This window comes from Ruegeria sp. CDSC042 (assembly GCF_059610745.1).
The window spans coordinates 301,749-320,479 of record NZ_JBXWOF010000002.1 but is presented as its reverse complement, the minus strand read 5'-3'; the positions used below and the strand labels follow the sequence as shown (position 1 = coordinate 320,479).

The window sequence follows — 18,731 nt, the reverse complement described above, 5'->3', positions numbered from 1 at the left end:
TCATTTGGTATCGGGCTGGCGGGCCCTAAAAGCCAGTGATATTCCATCCGAAAGGTATGAGGAATTATCATATGATCGCCCCCCGTCGTTTTCTGCCGTCTATCCCCTCTCTGCTGGCACTCGAGGCCGTTGACCGCCTTGGCAGTGCTTCAGCGGCAGCGGAAGAGCTTTCGCTGACCCAAAGCGCCATCAGCCGACAGCTCAAGTCGATGGAGGAACAGCTGGGCATCGAACTGATCCAGCGAACCCAGATGCGGCTGCAGCTTACCCCGGCGGCAAAAGAATACGTTCAGGTCGCGCGCAAAAGCTTGCACCAACTGGCGCAGGCCTCCCTAAAACTCAGAGCCAATCCGACCGGAGGATCGCTGAACCTGTCGATCCTGCCGGCGTTTGGGATGCATTGGCTGGCGCCGCGTCTTCAGGACTTTGCTCGCCGACATCCCGAGGTGACCGTCAATCTGAACACCCGGCTTCGCCCCTTCGATTTCGAAACGGAACATTTCGACGCCGCGATTCATTTCGGGCGTCGAGATTGGCACGGCGTCAACTACCTGCCGATCATGCGTGAAAATGTTGTACCGGTTTGCGCTCCGGAAATTCTGCCCAAAAACCCGGAACAGATTGACTGGCTAATGAATGCCCCGCTGCTGCACCTGGAAACGCGCCCTGATGCCTGGGAGCAATGGTTTGCCGCACAAGGGCTTGTGGCATCAGGGCTTGGCGGCATGTTGTTCGACCAATTCTCGACCATGGGACAAGCCACAATTCATGGGCTTGGGGTGGCGCTGCTGCCCAGCTATCTGGTCGAAGACGACCTGAAAACCGGGCGACTCGTTCCCGCCTGGAAAGGCCCGGGCGTCAGTCTGGGCGATTTCTTTCTGGTCTGGCCGCAATCCCGGGTGGCATCCGAGCCGCTGAAGTCGTTCTGTTCTTGGCTGCAAGGCCAAGTCGACCAAATCTCGTGACCGGGCCATTCCGACCACCCTAGAAAACTGCGGGGAGGGAGCGTTCGGAACAGGATTATGTGTCCAACGACCGGGCAATGAGTTCCTTCATGATCTCATTTGTCCCGCCATAGATCATCTGAACCCGCGCATCCGCATAAAGCCGAGCAATCGGATATTCCATCATGAACCCATAGCCACCAAACAGCTGCAGACATTCGTGCATGATCTCATTCTGCACCTCAGACCCCCAGTATTTGGCCATCGACGCGGTCGATGCATCCAAAGTTCCAGCCTCAAGCCGGGCAATACAATCGTTGACAAAACTGCGCAGCACTTCGGCCTTGGTTTTACACTCGGCAAGCTTGAAGCGGGTATTTTGGAAATCCATCACGCGCTGACCGAAGGCTTTGCGCTCCTGCGTGTATTTCACTGTTTCGGCAATCGCGAAATCAATCGCACCCAGGGCACCGATTGCAATCGTCAGGCGTTCCCAGGGAAGTTGCCGCATCATCTGGTAAAAACCCTGCCCCTCTTCCGCACCAATCAGGTTTGTCATCGGGACCTTGGCGTCCTCAAAGAACAGCTCGGCCGTGTCATTGGACTTCATGCCCAATTTCTTGAGGTTCCGCCCCTTGCGGAACCCATCTGCGCCCTGCGTTTCGACCGCGACCAACGATACCCCTTTCGACCCTTGAGTCTTGTCGGTCTTTGCGGCCACAAGGATCAAGTCCGCAGATTGCCCATTGGTGATAAAGATCTTGGACCCGTTCAGACAGTAGGAGTTACCATTCTTTTCCGCAGTTGTGCGGATCGACTGCACATCCGAACCGGTTCCGGGCTCTGTCATGGCCAGCGCGCCGACCATCTCGCCCGAAGCGAGTTTCGGCAGCCATTTCAGCTTTTGATCTTCGCTGCCATAAGCGGTGATATAGTGGATGACAATCGACTGGATCGCATAGCCCCAACCGGAATCTCCGTGCGATGTCTGGGCGTACATGGTCAGAGCATCAAATCCCATGCCACCACCGACACCGCCGTGTTCTTCGGTGATCGCGCCAGCCATCAGTCCCATGTCACCGGCCTTGCGCCAGAACGCACGATCAACAACCCCGTTTTCGGTCCAGCGCTCGATATTGGGCACCAGTTCGTCCTGCATGAAACGGTTCGCCATTTCGGCAAACATCTGGTGCTCTTCGGACACCCAGCTGGATGTAGGGGTAATAAGAGACATTGCGCATCCTCCAAGATCAACTTGCCGCCAGCGTAATTTGGACCGCCAATTAATCCAATGCGTTGGATGAAACGCTACGCAACGTCTTTTGGAAGATTTCGCCGGGTCACGGGATCGGTGCGGCCAACGCGTTTTCCAGCAAGACCCGCGCTGCAGCTTTGGCATCTTGCGCGGGATCACAGCTTTTCAACAGAACCGCCGTCACGATTGCCCCTTCTTTCAGCAGAAGAATCTGACATCCCAGGCTTTCAGGGTCGCAGGCACCGGCTTTGCGGGCCAGATCCGTGAAATATTCCAACAACAACCGCTTGTGTTCCGCCGCCTGCACGTGGATCGGGTGCTCTTTCTCCTGGAATTCGGCGCCAGCCTTGATGAACATGCAGCCGCGAAACCCGTCTTCGGCGAACCACTCGCCCAGTGCATCAAAGCTTGAAATCAACTGGTCCGCAGGGGTGTCGGCCAATTCCTCGACACGACGCATGAACCAGTTGCGGAAATTCTCGTCCCGCAGACGCAAAGCCGCCAGAATCAGATCTTCCTTGGTGCGGAAATGTTTGTACATCGAAGTCTTCGACACACCCGTCTCAGCCACCAGCTTGTCCATGCCGGTCGCATGAAAACCGTCACGATAAAAGACCTTCAGGGCCTTGCGGACCAGCTCATCCCTTTTGTTTGGGCGCATGATTCGCCTCCTATACGTACCGATCTGTACATAATTGTACCCTCCATAATCCGCAAGGGCCACCAATGTTCAGGAAATTCTCTTTATTTTCCACCTGTATAGAGAAAAATTCTAGATATTTTACAGGCGCCCCTTGCAAAGAGGTACCGATCAGTACACCTTAACGACACGATGTACCGATCAGTTAACTATGGAGCCGTCATGAAACGCCGTACCAGCCCCTTCAACCGCCAGTACATCCCATTTCTGTTGACCCTTGCGCTGCTCGCTGCATCGCTGACCTGAAAGATCATGACATGAGCCGCCCCCCTCTGCCGCCATTCACTGCTGAGACCGCTACACAAAAGGTCCGCATGGCTGAAAATGCTTGGAACAGCCGCGATCCGGATATCGTGACGCCCGCCTATACCGAGCACAGCCAATGGCGGAATCGGGCCGAGTTTGTCGTGGGCCATGCTGAAATTCACGCGCTTTTGACCCGCAAGTGGAGAAATGAGCAGGAGTACCGGCTGATCAAAGAACTCTGGGCCTATTCGGAAAACCGTATTGCCGTGCGCTATGCGTATGAATGGCGGAACGACAGCGGCCAGTGGTTCCGCTCATATGGTAACGAGAACTGGGAATTCGATAGGGATGGTCGGATGGCTAAACGTCATGCCTCGCTGAACGACCTTTCGATCAGGCAACAGGATAGGGTTTTCCTTTGGCCTCTTGGTCCGCGCCCTGACGACCATCCCGGCCTGTCTGATCTGGACCTGTAGAAAGGACCTATTATGCCACGTGCTTTTTCCAAACTAACCTTCACGCCTGCTGTTCTCACCCATCAAGAAAGGATGGGATCGGCAAAAACCTATGCGAAATTCCTGGAAAGCGGCCTTGTGCAGGGTCACGAAATCAGAGCTGCCGAAAAAGAGTTCATCGAGGCCCGCGACGGGTTCTACCAATCAACCGTGTCCGAGACCGGCTGGCCATATGTGCAGTATCGTGGCGGACCCGCGGGGTTTTTACGAGTACTTGATGCGCAGACCATTGGGTATGCTGATCTTTCGGGCAACAAACAGTATATCTCGCGCGGGAATTTGGATGGCAATGACCGGGTTGCGCTGATCCTGATGGATTATGCCAACCAGCGACGCCTTAAAATACTTGGGCGTGTCGAAATTGCCGAAGGCGCTGCGGCGGCTGCCAGCCTCTCCCCCGAAGGCACCCAGACCCCGGCCGAACGCGCCGTCATTATCAAGGTCAAAGGTCTGGACTGGAATTGCCCAAGTCACATTACCCCACGATTCACCGAGGCCGAGCTGCGCCCCCACCTGAACGAATTGGGCCAGCAGCTGGCCCAACTTCAGGCGGAAAATGACCGGCTGAAACGGGAACTGGAAAATAAGAAATAAGCCCCAGTGCCAAGCATTCCCCAACTTGTGATTTAAGGACTGACATCATGATAACGTTAACGCTGCACCGAGCCTTCATAGTCCTGTTTGGTTTCGCTTTGTCGATTGCCTTTCTTATGCTGGGATTTTTCGCATCTCCCGAAGCTGTTCGGACATCCCCGCCCGCGCTTTATAATTCGCTGCTGCTGGAAAAACTGACCCAAGACTAAGAACCGTACGGCCCCCGAAACAAGAGATTGTGCCTAAATCATGATCTCTGCCCTTGACCTTCCTGTGACTGGAACCCCCATCTAGGGTTGGAAACAGGACAGGATGAGTCGATTGGCCACCCCACATGCTATCAGACTGAAGGTCACCGAAATGAGCTGCGCATCCTGCGTAGGCCGCGTGGAATCTGCGTTGCGCAATGTTCCCGGGGTTACCGAGGCTTCGGTCAACTTCCCAACCGAGACCGCACAGGTCACTTATGACGGGCCAATCAGCGACCTGACCGGCGCGCTGGACAAAGCTGGTTATCCGGTGTCAGTGGCAGAAGCCGTTCTGCAGATTGACGGAATGAGTTGTGCTTCTTGCGTCGCAAGGATTGAACGAGCACTCTGCGCAGATCCGGCCGTCATAAGTGCTCGGGTCAACCTGGCCACTGAAACCGCGACCATTCGTTTTGCCGACGGGGCAACTGATCCTGTGAAGCTGGCGCAGCTAAGCACCAAAGCGGGCTATCCGGCGCATCCTTCCAGAATGGCCGAAAGCAAAGATGAGAAACCGGGTGAAGCCTCTGCGCTGATTCGTACCACCCTGATCGCTGCGGCGCTGGCTTTGCCCGTGTTCATACTCGAGATGGGCGGGCACATGATCCCCGCTTTCCATCACTGGGTTCAGGCGACAATCGGAACCCAGACCAGCCATCTCATCCAGTTTGTCCTGACGTCAGTTCTGCTGATCGGCCCCGGAAGTGTGTTCTATGCCAAGGGTATCCCGGCCTTGCTGCGCGGGACACCTGATATGAATGCGCTGGTCGCGATGGGAACCGGTGCCGCCTATCTGTATTCCGTCCTGGCCACCTTTGCGCCTCAGGTTCTGCCGCAAGGCAGTGCAAATGTGTATTACGAGGCCGCCTCGGTCATCGTGGTCCTTATCCTGCTGGGTCGCGCGATGGAGGCGCGGGCAAAAGGCCGGACCGGGGCCGCTATTCGCAAACTGGTCGGGCTTCAACCGAAAACAGCCCGGCTAGAACAGGACGGGGGCACGGTCGATCGGCCCATATCCGAAATCCTGGTTGGCGATGTGCTGCAGATCCGACCCGGAGAGCGCGTCCCAGTGGATGCTCAAGTGTTGGACGGCACCTCATACGTGGATGAAAGCATGATTACCGGCGAACCCGTTCCTATAGGGAAATCGGCCGAAGATCAGGTGATAGGGGGCACGGTCAACGGCACGGGTGCGCTGCGCGTGCGCGCCACGCGGGTTGGGTCCGAAACGGTGCTGGCACAGGTGATCCAGATGGTTCAGCAAGCTCAGGGTGCCAAGTTGCCGATACAGGGGCTGGTCGACCGGATCACGGCGTGGTTTGTTCCCGTTGTGATTGGCGTTGCCCTACTGACCATTGCGGTCTGGCTGGTCTTTGGCCCCGCTCCTGCCTTGCCGATGGCATTGGTCGCAGGGGTTTCGGTTTTGATCATTGCCTGTCCTTGCGCCATGGGGCTGGCGACTCCGACGTCGATCATGGTGGGCACGGGGCGCGCGGCTGAACTGGGCGTGCTGTTCCGCAAAGGCGATGCTTTGCAGCAGTTGCAACAGGCCAAGATCATCGCTTTGGACAAGACGGGGACTCTGACACTGGGGCGCCCCGAACTGGCGAATGTCACGACCACGAACGGGTTTGAGCGCGATACTGTTCTGCGGCTGGCCGCTGCGGTTGAGGCGCGGTCCGAGCATCCGATTGCCACGGCGATCACGCGGGCCGGACCGGCGGACCTGCCCCCTATCTCCGGCTTTGAATCGCTGACTGGGCTGGGCGCCCGCGCGTCTGTCGATGGGCATGATCTGCTGATCGGCTCACCCAGATTGATGGCGCAGAACGGAATTGATCTGTCAGCGCTGAGCCGACAGGCCGACCAGCATGCCGCCGAAGGGGCGACCCCCGTATTCGTCGCGATTGACGGTCAGGCCGCAACACTTCTTGCGGTCTCAGACCCGGTCAAACCCGGCACGATCGAGGCGTTGCGCAGGCTGCACGCAATGGGCCTGACGCTGGCGATGGTCACCGGGGACAACGCCCTGACTGCGCAGGCCTTGGCAAACAAGCTGGGCATCGATCATGTCACAGCCGAGGTCCTGCCGGACGGAAAGCTCGCCACAATCAACGCCCTGCGCGACCAGTTCGGAGAGCTGGCCTTTGTCGGTGACGGGATCAACGACGCCCCGGCATTGGCTGCGGCGGATGTCGGCATTGCAATCGGAACTGGCACGGATGTGGCGATTGAAACGGCGGATGTGGTGCTGATGTCGGGCGATCTGCGCGGGGTCGCCAATGCGGTTGAAATCAGCCGCCGGACTATGGGCAATATCCGTCAGAATCTGGGCTGGGCGTTTGGATATAACGTTTTGCTGATCCCCGTCGCCGCCGGGCTGCTGTATCCTTTTGGCGGCCCGCTTCTTTCCCCGGTTCTGGCGGCCGGAGCCATGGCTTTGTCCAGCGTCTTTGTCGTCACAAACGCGCTGCGTCTTCGCAGGTTCGCGCCAGCCTGCCCGAGGGATCACATACGGCGGCTCCACAAATGGTGACGTCATGAATATCGGCGACGTTTCCAACCAAACCGGTCTCCCTACCAAGACCATCCGCTATTACGAAGATATCGGACTGATCAAACCCCTGCGCGATGATAATGGCTATCGCCGGTTCCGCAGTCAGGATGTGCACAAACTGAACTTTTTGGGCCGGGCCCGCGCATTGGGATTTACGATCGAAGATTGCCGGACCCTGATGGCCTTGTATGAGGATGAATCCCGCGCAAGTGCAGATGTGAAGAAGGTTGCCCGCGCGCATATGGTCCAGATCGAAGCGAAGATTGCCGACCTTAATGCGATGCGCGATACGTTGGGTCATTTAATTGACGCCTGCGCCGGCGACGACAGGCCTGATTGTCCGATCCTGAAGGATTTGGGCGGACAACCCTGACACGGGGTTGCCCTTTGTCTTCAGCTTTGCTTTGTCTCTGCCAAACAATCCGGCTTGCGGCGTCTGACCGGACCCGGACAGCAGAGAGGTTCACCAAATGGCAAAAGTTGCGTTCCTTGGTTTGGGTGTCATGGGATATCCAATGGCCGGCCACCTGCAGGCTGCAGGTCATGAGGTCACGGTTTTCAACCGAACCACCGCTAAGGCCGAGGCTTGGGTCGCCCAATATGGCGGCTCAATGGCCGCTACCCCGCGCGAGGCGGCTGAGCGAGCCGAGTTTGTCATGGCTTGTGTGGGCAATGATGATGACCTTCGCATGGTCTGCACCGGCGACGATGGCGCCTTCGGCGCAATGTCCAGCGGCGCGGTTTTCGTCGACCATACGACCGTCTCCGCAAAGGTAACCCGAGAGCTTTATGGTGCCGGGAAAACTGCAGGAATCGCTTTTGTAGATGCGCCGATCTCGGGCGGACAGGCCGGTGCCGAAAACGGCGTTCTGTCGATCATGTGCGGGGGGGATCAGGCTGCCTATGACGCGGCCGAGCCCATTATGCAGGTCTATTCCAAAATCTGCCGCCGCATTGGGGACAGTGGCGCCGGTCAGATGACCAAGATGTGCAACCAGATCGCCATTGCCGGACTGGTTCAGGGCCTCAGCGAGGCGCTGCATTTTGCCGAAAAAGCCGGGCTGGATGGCCGGGCGGTTGTGGAAGTGATCAGTCAGGGGGCCGCAGGCAGTTGGCAGATGGCGAACCGCTATGAAACCATGTTGGACGATCATTTCGAGCACGGTTTCGCGGTGGACTGGATGCGCAAGGATCTGGGAATTTGCTTGGATACCGCAGATGAAACAGGGGCATCCCTGCCGGTGACGGCTTTGGTTGATCAGTTCTATAAGGATGTGCAGAAAATGGGCGGGAATCGGTGGGATACGTCCTCGCTTATTAAACGGTTGCGCGCATTGGGGTAACGGGAAAAGGGGGCTGTCTGCCCCCTCTTGGCCCGCAGGGCCATTTCACTCCCGAAGATATTTTTAGCCAGATGAAAAGGACCCCGGTTTACTGGGACAGGGTTTCAAATGAACGACATCATCGCATTTTGGGCTGATGCTTTGCAGCAAAATTGGGGGCTGGACGCGCGGCTGACCCGATTGGACGGCGAATACGATCTTAATTTTCTGGTCCGGGCAACCAACGGACAGGATTATGTTCTGAAAGTCATGCGCCCCGGATGCGAAGCAGAGCTTGTGGACCTCCAGGTCAAAGCCTTAGAACATATCGCCTCAGAAGCACCGGGGCTGCCATTTCCTACAGTGTTTCCCGATTTGCAGGGGGATTATCTGCCCAGGATCGAAGATCACGAGGGGGGACCGCGCCTTGTTTGGTTGCTGGAATGCCTGCCTGGGCAATGCTATGCGAAATCGGCACCCAAATCCGAAGAGTTGATCCTAAAGCTGGGTCGCGTTCTGGGTGCTACAGACCGCGCATTAGAGCGGTTCACGCATGAGGGTTTGGCCCGGGGCGATTTCAAATGGAATCTGACGCAGGCAGGGTGGATCGAACAGCATCTGGACACCGTTAGTAGCCCCGCACGGCAGGCAGTGCTGGCCGAGATATGTTCCGAATTCAATGCGATATCAGACAAGTTGGCAGGCTTGCCCAGTCAGGCGATTCATAATGACGCCAATGACTATAACGTTCTGGTCGAAGCAGAGCCTGGCCAGCGCCTGGGGGTGTCGGGCTTGATTGACCTTGGCGATATGTGTGCCGCGCCACGCGTTTGCGATCTGGCGATTGCCGGGGCCTATATCGTATTGGATCATCCGCAACCCGAACGCGCATTGGCGGCACTGGTGCGCGGCTATCAGGCGGCAAACCCCCTGCGCGCGGACGAAGTCGATCTGATCTGGCCTCTCTTGCGGATGCGACTGGCTGTGTCGGTTGTGAACTCGACCCTGATGGCCCTTGAAAACCCGGATGATCCTTATGTCACCATCAGTCAGGCGCCGGCCTGGCGGTTTCTTGAGGACCAAAACGTCAACGGCGGATTGATGCCAGCGCGCCTGCGCGTCGCCTGTAGTCTGCCGGTCACCGATGGGGCCGAACGCATCCACGCCTATCTGTCCGCGCATCGCGGTCAATTCGCCGAGATGTTTGGACAGGGTCTAAAAGATGTGCCCATTGGCTCGCTATCGGTCGAAAACTCGGTGTGGCCGCAAAACCCATTCCACATGCCCCTGGCCGAGGCGGCACGTGTTGGCGAGGAAAATGGCACAGACTTCTGGTTGGGATATTACAATGAACCCCGCCTGATTTACGCAGAGCCGGGGTTCCGCAAAGGGCCATGGAAAGCTTCGGACCGACGCACCGTGCATCTAGCGGTGGATGTGTTCGCGCCTTCCAGCACTGTCCTGAATGCCCCGATCAGTGGCCGGGTCGAGGCGGTCGAGAACCGCGACAGTCACCTTGACTATGGCGGGGTGGTGATCCTGCATCACGAAACACCCCAAGGCGATCCGTTCTATACACTCTACGGACATTTGGATCCCGAGGTCTGCGACAGGCTGAACCCGGGCGATCCAGTCGCACAGGGAGCGGCTTTTGCACGGCTTGGGGATGTCACACAGAACGGGGGCTGGGCCCCACATGTACATTTCCAGCTGGCCCTGACTACGAACGGGATGCAGGCCAACTGGCCGGGTGTTGGCGACCCTGACGAGCTTGAACTGTGGCACGCCGTCTGCCCGAATCCGGCGGCTCTGCTGAACCTTCCCGATGACAAGGTGTTCTATCGGCCGACCGATAAACAGGCGATCCTGCAGGGACGGCAGGACCACTTCGGAGGCAACCTGTCCCTGACCTATGACGATCCAGTCATGCTGGTACGCGGTTGGAAGCATCACCTGTTTGACGAATGGGGTCGCCCTTATCTGGATGCGTATAACAATGTACCCCATGTGGGCCACGCCCACCCGCGCATTCAGGCTGTCGCAGCAGATCAGCTCAAGCGGATGAATTCCAACACCCGGTATCTGCATCCGGCCCAGACGGCTTTTGCCGATAAGGTTCTGTCCAAGCTGCCCGATCACCTCGAGGTCTGCTTCTTTGTGAATTCCGGCACCGAAGCCAATGAGCTCGCCCTGCGGCTGGCCCGCGCCCATACCGGCGCCAAAGGGATCGTGACGCCCGATCATGGGTATCACGGCAATACCACCGCCGCCGTGGCAATTTCGGCCTATAAGTTCAACAAACCGGGCGGAGTTGGTCAGGCGGATTGGGTGGAACTGGTTGAGGTCGCGGATGACTACCGAGGGTCTTTCCGGCGCGACGACCCCGATCGCGCCCAGAAGTTTGCAGATCTAGTGGACCCAGCGATTGCAGCCCTACAGGACAAAGGTCAGGGCGTTGCCGGTTTCATTGCCGAGACCTTCCCTTCAGTTGGCGGGCAGATCATACCACCCAAAGGCTATCTGCCCGCGGTTTATGAGAAAATCCGCGCCGCTGGTGGTGTCTGCATCGCCGACGAGGTGCAGACAGGTCTGGGGCGTCTGGGCAAATATTATTTCGGCTTTGAGCATCAAGGCGCGCTGCCGGATATCGTGGTCATGGGCAAACCCATTGGCAACGGTCATCCATTGGGCGTTCTGGTTACTACCAAAGAGATCGCCCGCAGCTTTGACAACGGGATCGAGTTCTTTTCGACCTTTGGCGGATCGACCCTGTCCTGCCGCATCGGCAAAGAAGTTCTGGATATCGTCGATGATGAAGGCTTGCAGGACAATGCCCGCCTGATGGGCGAAAGGTTGATGACAGGCCTGCGTCAGATCGAGACCGATTTCGGATCTGTCGGTGATGTGCGCGGCATGGGCCTGTTCGTTGGAGTCGAACTGATCAACCCCGATGGCTCTGAAGGCCGTGAGATCTGCAAATATGTCAAGAACCGGATGCGCGACCACCGGATTCTTATTGGCAGCGAAGGCCCAAAGGACAGCATCCTGAAAATTCGCCCGCCGCTGACGATCGAAGCGGAAGATGTGGACATGATCCTGTGGGCATTACGGGATGTGCTGGCAGAAGTTGGTGATTACAGCCCGCCACCCTCATGCGATCATGACCATCACCACGCAGGGTGCGGCTGCTGCTGAGGGCACGGAACCCCGGCGCGCATTCGCCGGGGTTCTGCACCTGCTCTGCTGCTTAGTGCAGCGTGGCAGTGGGGTTCTGATGTCTTGAGGTTGGCATCGGGATCGAGACCGTCATGCGTCGCAAAGCCAGCCCTAATTCCTCAGACAAAGCGGCCAATGCGGGGGCAAAATCGGGACGGACGATCAGGGACGCCATCATCATAGCGTCTTCGCGCGCGCCTTCTGATGCCGCCGCAATCATCTGGGCGAAACAGTTTTCATCCGCGCCAAGGCAGGCACAGCCCAACCCATGCCGGATCAGCGGGCGCCGTCCGTGATGGGCACAAAGCGAGCACAGCCGGTCCAGCGTCAACATCGCTGCCCGGCCCTGATCCGTGCCCAGGGCGATCTGAAAGTCCTGCGCCGCATCCATACGCGTTTGCATTCCGTCCCCCCAGAGGCGCAGGTACATGACCGCACCGGCCTCGACAGGGCTTAGGTCGGACAGACGACCAACGGTCGCGCCACCCCGGGCTGCAGGCGCGCTCATTTCGTCAGGATCAGTTTGCCCGCGCGCGTGATGCGCAGGGTGTACAGCTGATCGCCCAGCTCGATATGGGCCAGATTGCCCCCCTTGGTCAGATCTTCAGCCTTATGTGCAGGCAGCATTGATACGGCAAAAGACTGGCTGGGATTCGGGTTCTGAACATTCATCAGGATCACTCCGGAGGGTTTCGGGCAATGCGCCTTATCGGTTTACTTTTCGGGTATCTGGCTGGCCCGATTCCGGGGTTGCTGACGGCTTGAAATATAATCTGATTATTTTAGTCAGGTATGTCAAGCCTCAATATCCCACTCTCGCAACCGGGTTGAATTGCACTGCCTGAACACACCAGTTAGGACTTGCGGTGCAGCTTCAGAGGCAAGGATTTCAATGAGCGCTACAATTATGTTCGATTTGGACGGAACACTGGTCGACAGCCTTCCGGACATCACCGCCGCTGCGAATGCAATGCTGCGGGACACTGGTGTCCCGCCCCTGCCCCAGGACACGATCAAACAATTCGTCGGCAATGGCCTCCCGAAATTGGTAGAACGCATGATGTTTCATTGCGACCTGCCTATGGATCGCCATGCCGAGCTATCGGAACTGACGCTGACCCACTACAACGCAGCCTCCAGCGACAAAACCGTCGTTTACCCTGGCGTGGCCGAAGCGCTTGAACAGCTGCGCCAGATGGGTTGTGTTCTGGGTGTTTGTACAAACAAACCCAAAGCACCGGCTGACCATGTTCTGAAGTCGATGGGCCTGACCCATCATTTCGATGCCACCCTGGGTGGTGACAGCCTGGCCACGCGCAAACCAGACCCAGCCCATCTTGAGGCAAGTTTTAGCGCAGTGGCCGCTATAGGTCCGCGCCTGTTCGTGGGTGACAGTGAGGTCGATGCAGAAACCGCTGAACGGGCCCAGGTGCCCTTTTTGCTATTCACGGAAGGTTATCGGAAAAGCCCGGTTTCTGAACTGTATCATACCCGTAACTTCGCCGACTGGCACGAAGTGCCTGCGCTTGTAAGTGAGCTTTTGGGGGAATTGGGTTGATGTCCCCCAACTAGTGAGGGGCCGGCCGAGGGGGTAAGTAGCCAGCCCCTCAAGGGGGAAAAAAGTGGTAGGTCCTTGGAAACTCCTTGGATGATTTGAAGTTAACGAATCGCTCCAATCAAAGATATAGGGGGTTTCCCGTAGCCCTAGATAGAGTGTTGAAATTAAATAATAAATTATCCGTAAATTCTAGAAATTCGTTGAATATTGTCATTTTCCGTTGGTGACCCGGACCCAGGACACCGCCAATCGAAAGCTGAACAACGAAAACGGGCGGGGATGAACACCCCGCCCGACGGTTCAGAACAATTTCTGAATCCGCATGTTCAGATTGCCAGATATTCCTCGCGCAGCTGTGGATTCTCTAACACCTCGCTGGCGGCTCCATCAAACACGATGCTGCCCGTATCCAGAATGATCGCACGGTCCGCCAATTCCAGGGCGCGCACCGCGTTCTGCTCGACAATGATCGTGGTCATACCCTGCTGTTTGACGTGAAGCAGAGTCTTTTCGATCTCATCCACGATCACCGGGGCAAGCCCTTCATAGGGTTCATCCAGAAGCAACACCTTGATGTCCCGTGCCAAAGCCCGCGCAATCGACAGCATCTGCTGCTCTCCGCCAGACAGGGTAATGCCTTCTTGCTTGCGGCGCTCACCCAGCCTTGGGAACAGCTCATAAAGCCGTTCCAGCGACCAGCCGACAGGTGGAGCGATCTGGGCGAGTTGCAGGTTCTCTTCGACCGTCAGACCGGGGATGATACGGCGATCCTCGGGCACAAGGCCAAGGCCTGCGGCGGCAGCCTCATAGCTGGTCATTTTGTGCAGCGGCTTGTGATCCAGCCAGATCTCACCATGACGCACCTCGGGGTCACTGACCCGCGCGATGGATCTGAGCGTCGAGGTCTTGCCAGCACCATTCCGGCCCAGCAGGGCCAGAATTTCACCTTCGTGCACGTTAAAGCTGACGCCCTGCACGATATAGCTTTCGCCATAGTATGAATGCATGTCCCATACGGACAAAAACGCAGGGGCGGTGCTGGCCATATTGGCGTTTTTCGAAAAGTCAGGTTTCTCGTTCATTGCTTTTCCTTACGCGGCCTCACCCAGATAAGCTTCGCGAACCTTGGGATGCCCGCGGATGTTTTCTGGCGTATCTTCGACCAGAGGTGTTCCCTGCGCCAGAACGGTGATGCGCTCGGCCAGGCTGAACACCACATGCATGTCATGTTCAATGATGGCGATGGTAATGTCACGCTCGTCCTTGATCTGTTTGAGCAGGTCGATCGTGTTGTTGGTATCTGCCCGGGCCATCCCGGCGGTGGGTTCGTCCAGCAAAAGCAAGCGCGGGTTCTGGCTGAGGCACATGCCGATCTCAAGTCGTCGCTTGTCCCCGCGTGACAGCGATGCCGCGTGCATCTCGCGTTTGTCAGCCATGTTCATCTCTAACAGCATCGCCTCGGCCTGCTCGACAATCGCCCTTTCACTGGAGATGGTTTCATAGGCGTGCATCCGAAATGCGCCGTCCCGCATCGCAAAGATCGGGATCAACATGTTCTCCATCACAGTCAAATCGCCGAAAATCTCGGGCGTCTGGAACACACGGCTGATACCCATCTGGTTGATCTGATAGGGTTCCAACCCCAGAACAGAATTGTTGTCGAACAAAACAGAACCGGTATCCGGCATCAGCTTTCCCACCAAACAGTTCAGCAAGGTTGACTTGCCCGCACCGTTCGGGCCGATGATCGCGTGGACCGAGTTTTCTTCGACGTTGAGGTTCACATCCGACAGCGCCTTGAGGCCACCGAAGCGTTTGCTGACGTCTTTGACTCGTAGAATTGCCATGGTGCCCCCTTATTCCGCTGGCTCGGTTTTGCCCTTCGGGGCATCATCGGCGCCCGGTTTCTTACGCTTGAACCAACCCATCAGCCGCTGACCACCTTCAACCAGCCCACCCGGCAGATAGATCACCACCAGCATGAACAGGATACCCAGCGTCAGATGCCAACCCTTGCCGATGAACGGATGGATCAAGAACACAACCGCGTCCTCAAGCCCATCGGGCAGGAAAGCGAACCAACTGTGCAGAACATTGTCGTTGATCTTCGAGAAGATGTTTTCGAAATACTTGATAAAGCCTGCTCCCAGTACCGGCCCGATCAGGGTCCCTGTACCGCCCAGAATTGTCATCAGTACCACCTCGCCCGAGGCAGTCCACTGCATCCGTTCGGCCCCGGCCAGCGGGTCCATTGCGGCCATCAGCCCCCCCGCCAGGCCGGCATACATGCCAGAAATCACAAAGGCTGCCAGAGTGTAGGGTTTCGAATTTAGACCGGTATAATTCATCCGCTGCTGGTTGGATTTCACCGCCCGCAGCATCATGCCAAAGGGCGAGCGGAAGATGCGGATAGAGAGATAGAACACCGCCATCATGATCACCGCACACAGGTAATAGCCCGCGTTAAAGTCAAAGCTCCAGGCACCCACATCCAACGTATAGGTCGCGCGCATGGGAATGCCGAACAGATGCGGTAGGTTTGGCGCGCTGGCCGATTGCAGGATCTGCGGATCGTCCGCATAGACCTGCAAGCCGGTCTCACCATTTGTCAGGTTGAATTTTGGGTTCGAAAGCACCGAATAGGCCAGCGCAAAGCTCATCTGTGCAAAAGCCAGCGTCAGGATCGAGAAATAGATGCCCGACCGACGCAGGCTGACAAATCCGATCAGCAGCGAAAACAATCCAGCAACCAGAACGCTGAGTGCGATGGCCGGAATGACGTTATAGCTGAGCAGTTTGAACATCCAAACAGCGGAATACGACCCCACCCCAAGAAAGGCCGCATGGCCAAAGGACAGGTATCCGGTCAATCCAAACAGAATGTTGAAGCCGATCGCAAAGATCCCAAAGATCACGAACCGCTGCATCAAATCGGGATAGCCCGCGTTGAACTGCGCCATGGCGCTGCCTTCGGGGAACGGGTTCAGGATAAAGGGCGCCAACAGGGTCAGTATGGCGACGATGATCAGCAGGCTGGTATCTCTCTTGTTCAGTCCCAACATGGCTTATTCCTCCATCACGCCTTTGCGCCCCATCAACCCGCGTGGACGGGTCAAAAGCACGATGATGGCGACAAGGTAGATGATGATCTGGTTGATGCCGGGGATCGTGGTCGTGGCCCAGGTGGTCGACGCAAAGCTTTCGAGCACGCCCAGCAGGAACCCGGCCAGAACCGCGCCCGGCAATGAGCCCATCCCCCCCACAACCACAACCACAAAGCTGAGAACCAGAAAGTCCATGCCCATGTGATAATTCGGGGGGTTGAGCGGCCCGTACATCACCCCGGCAAGACCCGCGACCGCGGCCGCAATCCCGAACATGATGGTAAACCGCCTGTCGATATTTATCCCCAGCAGGCCCACCGTTTCACGATCTGCCATGCCAGCCCGCACGACCATGCCAAAGGTTGTGAATTGCAGGAACGAGAACACCGCTCCGATAATGCCAACGGCAAACCCGAAATAGACCAGCCGCCAGATCGGATAGATGATGGCGTTGGGATCGAATCCAACCATGATGCCAAGATCAACAGACCCACTCAGCATATCGGGGGGCGGGGTCTGGATCGGATTGGCACCGAAGAAATATTTGATGATCTCCTGCAGCACGATCGCCAGGCCAAAAGTCACAAGGATCTGATCCGCATGAGGGCGCTTGTAAAAATGTTTGATCAGCCCGCGCTCCATCACATAGCCGACAAACAACATGATCGGGATCGCGAACAGGACAGCCAGAGGAACGGACCAATCTATGATTGACGCGCCAATCTCGGGGCCGAACCAGGCCTCAATATACGGGGTTTCAACCTTCAGCGGGTTGCCCAGAAAATCTTTCTGACTTTCATCAAGGGTCACGTAGCTCAAGTTAAAGAGTTTTTGCAAAGACACCGCGCAGAACGCGCCAATCATGAACAGCGCCCCATGGGCAAAGTTCACAACTCCAAGCGTTCCGAAAATCAGCGTCAGGCCAAGCGCGATCAGCGCATAAGCCGACCCCTTGTCCAACCCGTTCAGAATTTGCAGAAGAATGGCGTCCATAGTCCCCACCTTTGGCCTGTCCAGTGGACTCCCCCATAGGCGGGAGAGCCCGTTTTCTAGGTCAGAGAATTTTCTTCGAAAATTCTCGCGCTTGTGTTACGCGCCCGGATTGCATTTACCCAGTTCGCCACCGGCAAACATCGGGTGCTCGGGATCGTATTCGACCTGCGCGCGTGGGGTGATCTCGACGATCTCCAGCGTGTCATAGGCGTTGGTCGGGTTCTCGTTGCCCCGCACCACCAGCACATCCTTGAAGCACTGATGATCCGCGCCACGATACCATGTCGGTCCGTTGCCCAGACCGTCGAACTCAAAGTCTTCCAGCGCTTCGGCGACACCACAGGGGTTGAAGGTACCCGCCCGTTCGCACGCATCTGCATAGAGCAGAACCTGTGCATAGCAGGTCTGAGCCGAATTGGACGGCGGCTTGCCGTATTTCTCACCAAAGGATTTCACAAAGGCCTTGGTGCCTTCGTCTTGCAGCTGCCAGTTCCAGTTCATCGAACCCAGCACGCCCTTGATGTTCTCGCCAGCACCAGCAGCCATCAATTCGGAATACAGCGGCACGACAATCTTAAAGTCTTTGCCGTTGGCCACCTTGTCGAGTAGACCGAACTGAATCGCATTGGTCAGCGAGTTCACCATGTTACCGCCATAGTGGTTCAGAACCAGCACATCCGCGCCCGAGTTCAGAACCGGCGCGATATAGGACGAGAAGTCCGTCGACGCGAGCGGTGTTTTGACCGTGTTGACCGTTTCCCATCCCAGGGCTTCGGTCGAGGCCACAATCGACTCTTCCTGAGTCCAGCCCCAGTTGTAGTCAGCGGTCAGATGATAGGCCCGGCGTTCACTGCCCATTTCGGCAGCAAGAACCGGCGCCAGAGCAGCGCCCGACATGTAAGCATTGAAGAAATGGCGGAAACCGTTCGCCTTCTTGTCCTTACCGGTCGTGTCGTTGGCATGGGTCAGGCCAGCCATGAAGATCACGCCCGCTTCCTGACACAGACCCTGAACTGCGACAGCCACGCCCGAGGACGAGCCGCCGTTGATCATGATCGCACCGTCTTTTTCGATCATCGACTTGGCCGATGCGCGTGCGGCGTCCGATTTGGTCTGGGTGTCGCCGGTTACGAACCCGACCTTTTTACCAAGAATCCCGTTCCCTTTCAGGGCCTTGGACGTAAAGGTGTTCAGGCAACCGCCATCTCCCTCACCGTTCAGATGCTCGACTGCAAGCTGCTGTGCCAGCAGTTCATCATTACCCTCTTCTGCATAAGGCCCGGTCTGCGGAACATTGAAACCCAATGTGACAGACGACCCAGAAGGTTCGTTAGTATATGCAGCAGCCGACGATGCGGTAAAAATCGTAGGTAGGGCCAGACCGGTACCGGCAACAGCACCAGACTTCAGCACGCCGCGGCGTGTGACAGATTTATTAGTCATTCATTCCTCCCAGTTCCCTGTTTTACGTCTGTTGGC

18 protein-coding genes are annotated in these 18,731 nt (G+C 57.1%); 9 read left to right on the top strand and 9 right to left on the bottom strand.

The annotated features are described in order from the left end of the window. The first annotated feature begins 71 nt into the window (after window positions 1-71). Window positions 72-965, top strand: a complete 894-nt coding sequence (locus AC2FHX_RS07280; RefSeq protein WP_142635780.1) for a LysR substrate-binding domain-containing protein — start codon at window positions 72-74, stop codon at window positions 963-965. Between the two features lie 55 nt (window positions 966-1,020). On the opposite strand, the gene AC2FHX_RS07275 is transcribed toward AC2FHX_RS07280, so the two are convergent. Both AC2FHX_RS07275 and AC2FHX_RS07270 read right to left on the bottom strand, forming a co-directional pair. Next, window positions 1,021-2,178, bottom strand: a complete 1,158-nt coding sequence (locus AC2FHX_RS07275; RefSeq protein WP_496693643.1) for an acyl-CoA dehydrogenase family protein — start codon at window positions 2,176-2,178, stop codon at window positions 1,021-1,023. 106 nt (window positions 2,179-2,284) lie between these two features. Further along, entirely contained in the window at window positions 2,285-2,860 is a 576-nt protein-coding gene (locus tag AC2FHX_RS07270) for a TetR/AcrR family transcriptional regulator (protein ID WP_496700747.1), read from the bottom strand. Between the two features lie 296 nt (window positions 2,861-3,156). On the opposite strand from AC2FHX_RS07270, the gene AC2FHX_RS07265 reads away from it, so the two are divergent. From AC2FHX_RS07265 to AC2FHX_RS07235, 7 genes are all read left to right on the top strand, one after another. Beyond that, complete coding sequence (locus AC2FHX_RS07265; RefSeq protein WP_496700749.1) at window positions 3,157-3,621, top strand: nuclear transport factor 2 family protein; 465 nt, start codon at window positions 3,157-3,159, stop codon at window positions 3,619-3,621. A 72-nt stretch (window positions 3,622-3,693) separates the two neighbouring features. Continuing rightward, window positions 3,694-4,254: a pyridoxamine 5'-phosphate oxidase family protein gene (locus AC2FHX_RS07260; RefSeq protein WP_496700751.1), complete on the top strand. Its 561-nt coding sequence runs from the start codon at window positions 3,694-3,696 to the stop codon at window positions 4,252-4,254. 47 nt (window positions 4,255-4,301) lie between these two features. Then, window positions 4,302-4,463, top strand: a complete 162-nt coding sequence (locus AC2FHX_RS07255) for a hypothetical protein (RefSeq protein WP_496696238.1) — start codon at window positions 4,302-4,304, stop codon at window positions 4,461-4,463. A gap of 151 nt (window positions 4,464-4,614) precedes the next feature. After that, the gene (locus AC2FHX_RS07250) at window positions 4,615-7,038 is read left to right on the top strand and encodes a heavy metal translocating P-type ATPase (protein ID WP_496700753.1); all 2,424 of its coding nucleotides are present in this window, start codon (window positions 4,615-4,617) and stop codon (window positions 7,036-7,038) included. 4 nt (window positions 7,039-7,042) lie between these two features. After that, complete coding sequence (gene cueR, locus AC2FHX_RS07245) at window positions 7,043-7,432, top strand: Cu(I)-responsive transcriptional regulator (protein ID WP_496700755.1); 390 nt, start codon at window positions 7,043-7,045, stop codon at window positions 7,430-7,432. A gap of 97 nt (window positions 7,433-7,529) precedes the next feature. Further along, on the top strand, window positions 7,530-8,402 hold the full coding sequence (locus AC2FHX_RS07240) for an NAD(P)-dependent oxidoreductase (RefSeq protein WP_496700757.1): 873 nt from the start codon (window positions 7,530-7,532) through the stop codon (window positions 8,400-8,402). A 108-nt stretch (window positions 8,403-8,510) separates the two neighbouring features. After that, window positions 8,511-11,576 (top strand): aminotransferase class III-fold pyridoxal phosphate-dependent enzyme, encoded by a 3,066-nt coding sequence (locus AC2FHX_RS07235; RefSeq protein ID WP_496700759.1) that lies wholly within the window; start codon window positions 8,511-8,513, stop codon window positions 11,574-11,576. Window positions 11,577-11,628: 52 nt separating this feature from the next. On the opposite strand, the gene AC2FHX_RS07230 is transcribed toward AC2FHX_RS07235, so the two are convergent. Next, window positions 11,629-12,105, bottom strand: a complete 477-nt coding sequence (locus tag AC2FHX_RS07230; protein ID WP_496700761.1) for a hypothetical protein — start codon at window positions 12,103-12,105, stop codon at window positions 11,629-11,631. Further along, window positions 12,102-12,269, bottom strand: a complete 168-nt coding sequence (gene hemP / locus AC2FHX_RS07225; protein WP_142635762.1) for a hemin uptake protein HemP — start codon at window positions 12,267-12,269, stop codon at window positions 12,102-12,104. The genes AC2FHX_RS07230 and hemP overlap by 4 nt, the downstream gene beginning before the upstream one ends. A gap of 220 nt (window positions 12,270-12,489) precedes the next feature. On the opposite strand from hemP, the gene gph reads away from it, so the two are divergent. Further along, complete coding sequence (gene gph, locus AC2FHX_RS07220) at window positions 12,490-13,155, top strand: phosphoglycolate phosphatase (protein WP_496700763.1); 666 nt, start codon at window positions 12,490-12,492, stop codon at window positions 13,153-13,155. 326 nt (window positions 13,156-13,481) lie between these two features. Here the strand turns inward: gph and AC2FHX_RS07215 are convergent, their stop codons facing one another. The 5 genes from AC2FHX_RS07215 to AC2FHX_RS07195 all read right to left on the bottom strand — a co-directional run bounded on the left by AC2FHX_RS07215 (window position 13,482) and on the right by AC2FHX_RS07195 (window position 18,695). Continuing rightward, complete coding sequence (locus AC2FHX_RS07215; RefSeq protein WP_142635758.1) at window positions 13,482-14,237, bottom strand: ABC transporter ATP-binding protein; 756 nt, start codon at window positions 14,235-14,237, stop codon at window positions 13,482-13,484. A gap of 9 nt (window positions 14,238-14,246) precedes the next feature. Further along, window positions 14,247-15,002 carry an ABC transporter ATP-binding protein gene (locus tag AC2FHX_RS07210; protein WP_496700765.1) on the bottom strand — a complete coding sequence of 252 codons (756 nt, stop codon included), beginning with the start codon at window positions 15,000-15,002 and terminating at the stop codon, window positions 14,247-14,249. A 9-nt stretch (window positions 15,003-15,011) separates the two neighbouring features. Further along, window positions 15,012-16,217 carry a branched-chain amino acid ABC transporter permease gene (locus AC2FHX_RS07205; protein WP_496696250.1) on the bottom strand — a complete coding sequence of 402 codons (1,206 nt, stop codon included), beginning with the start codon at window positions 16,215-16,217 and terminating at the stop codon, window positions 15,012-15,014. 3 nt (window positions 16,218-16,220) lie between these two features. Beyond that, the gene (locus AC2FHX_RS07200; RefSeq protein ID WP_142635752.1) at window positions 16,221-17,252 is read right to left on the bottom strand and encodes a branched-chain amino acid ABC transporter permease; all 1,032 of its coding nucleotides are present in this window, start codon (window positions 17,250-17,252) and stop codon (window positions 16,221-16,223) included. A gap of 96 nt (window positions 17,253-17,348) precedes the next feature. Continuing rightward, window positions 17,349-18,695: a substrate-binding protein gene (locus AC2FHX_RS07195; RefSeq protein WP_142635750.1), complete on the bottom strand. Its 1,347-nt coding sequence runs from the start codon at window positions 18,693-18,695 to the stop codon at window positions 17,349-17,351. Window positions 18,696-18,731: the final 36 nt, after the last annotated feature.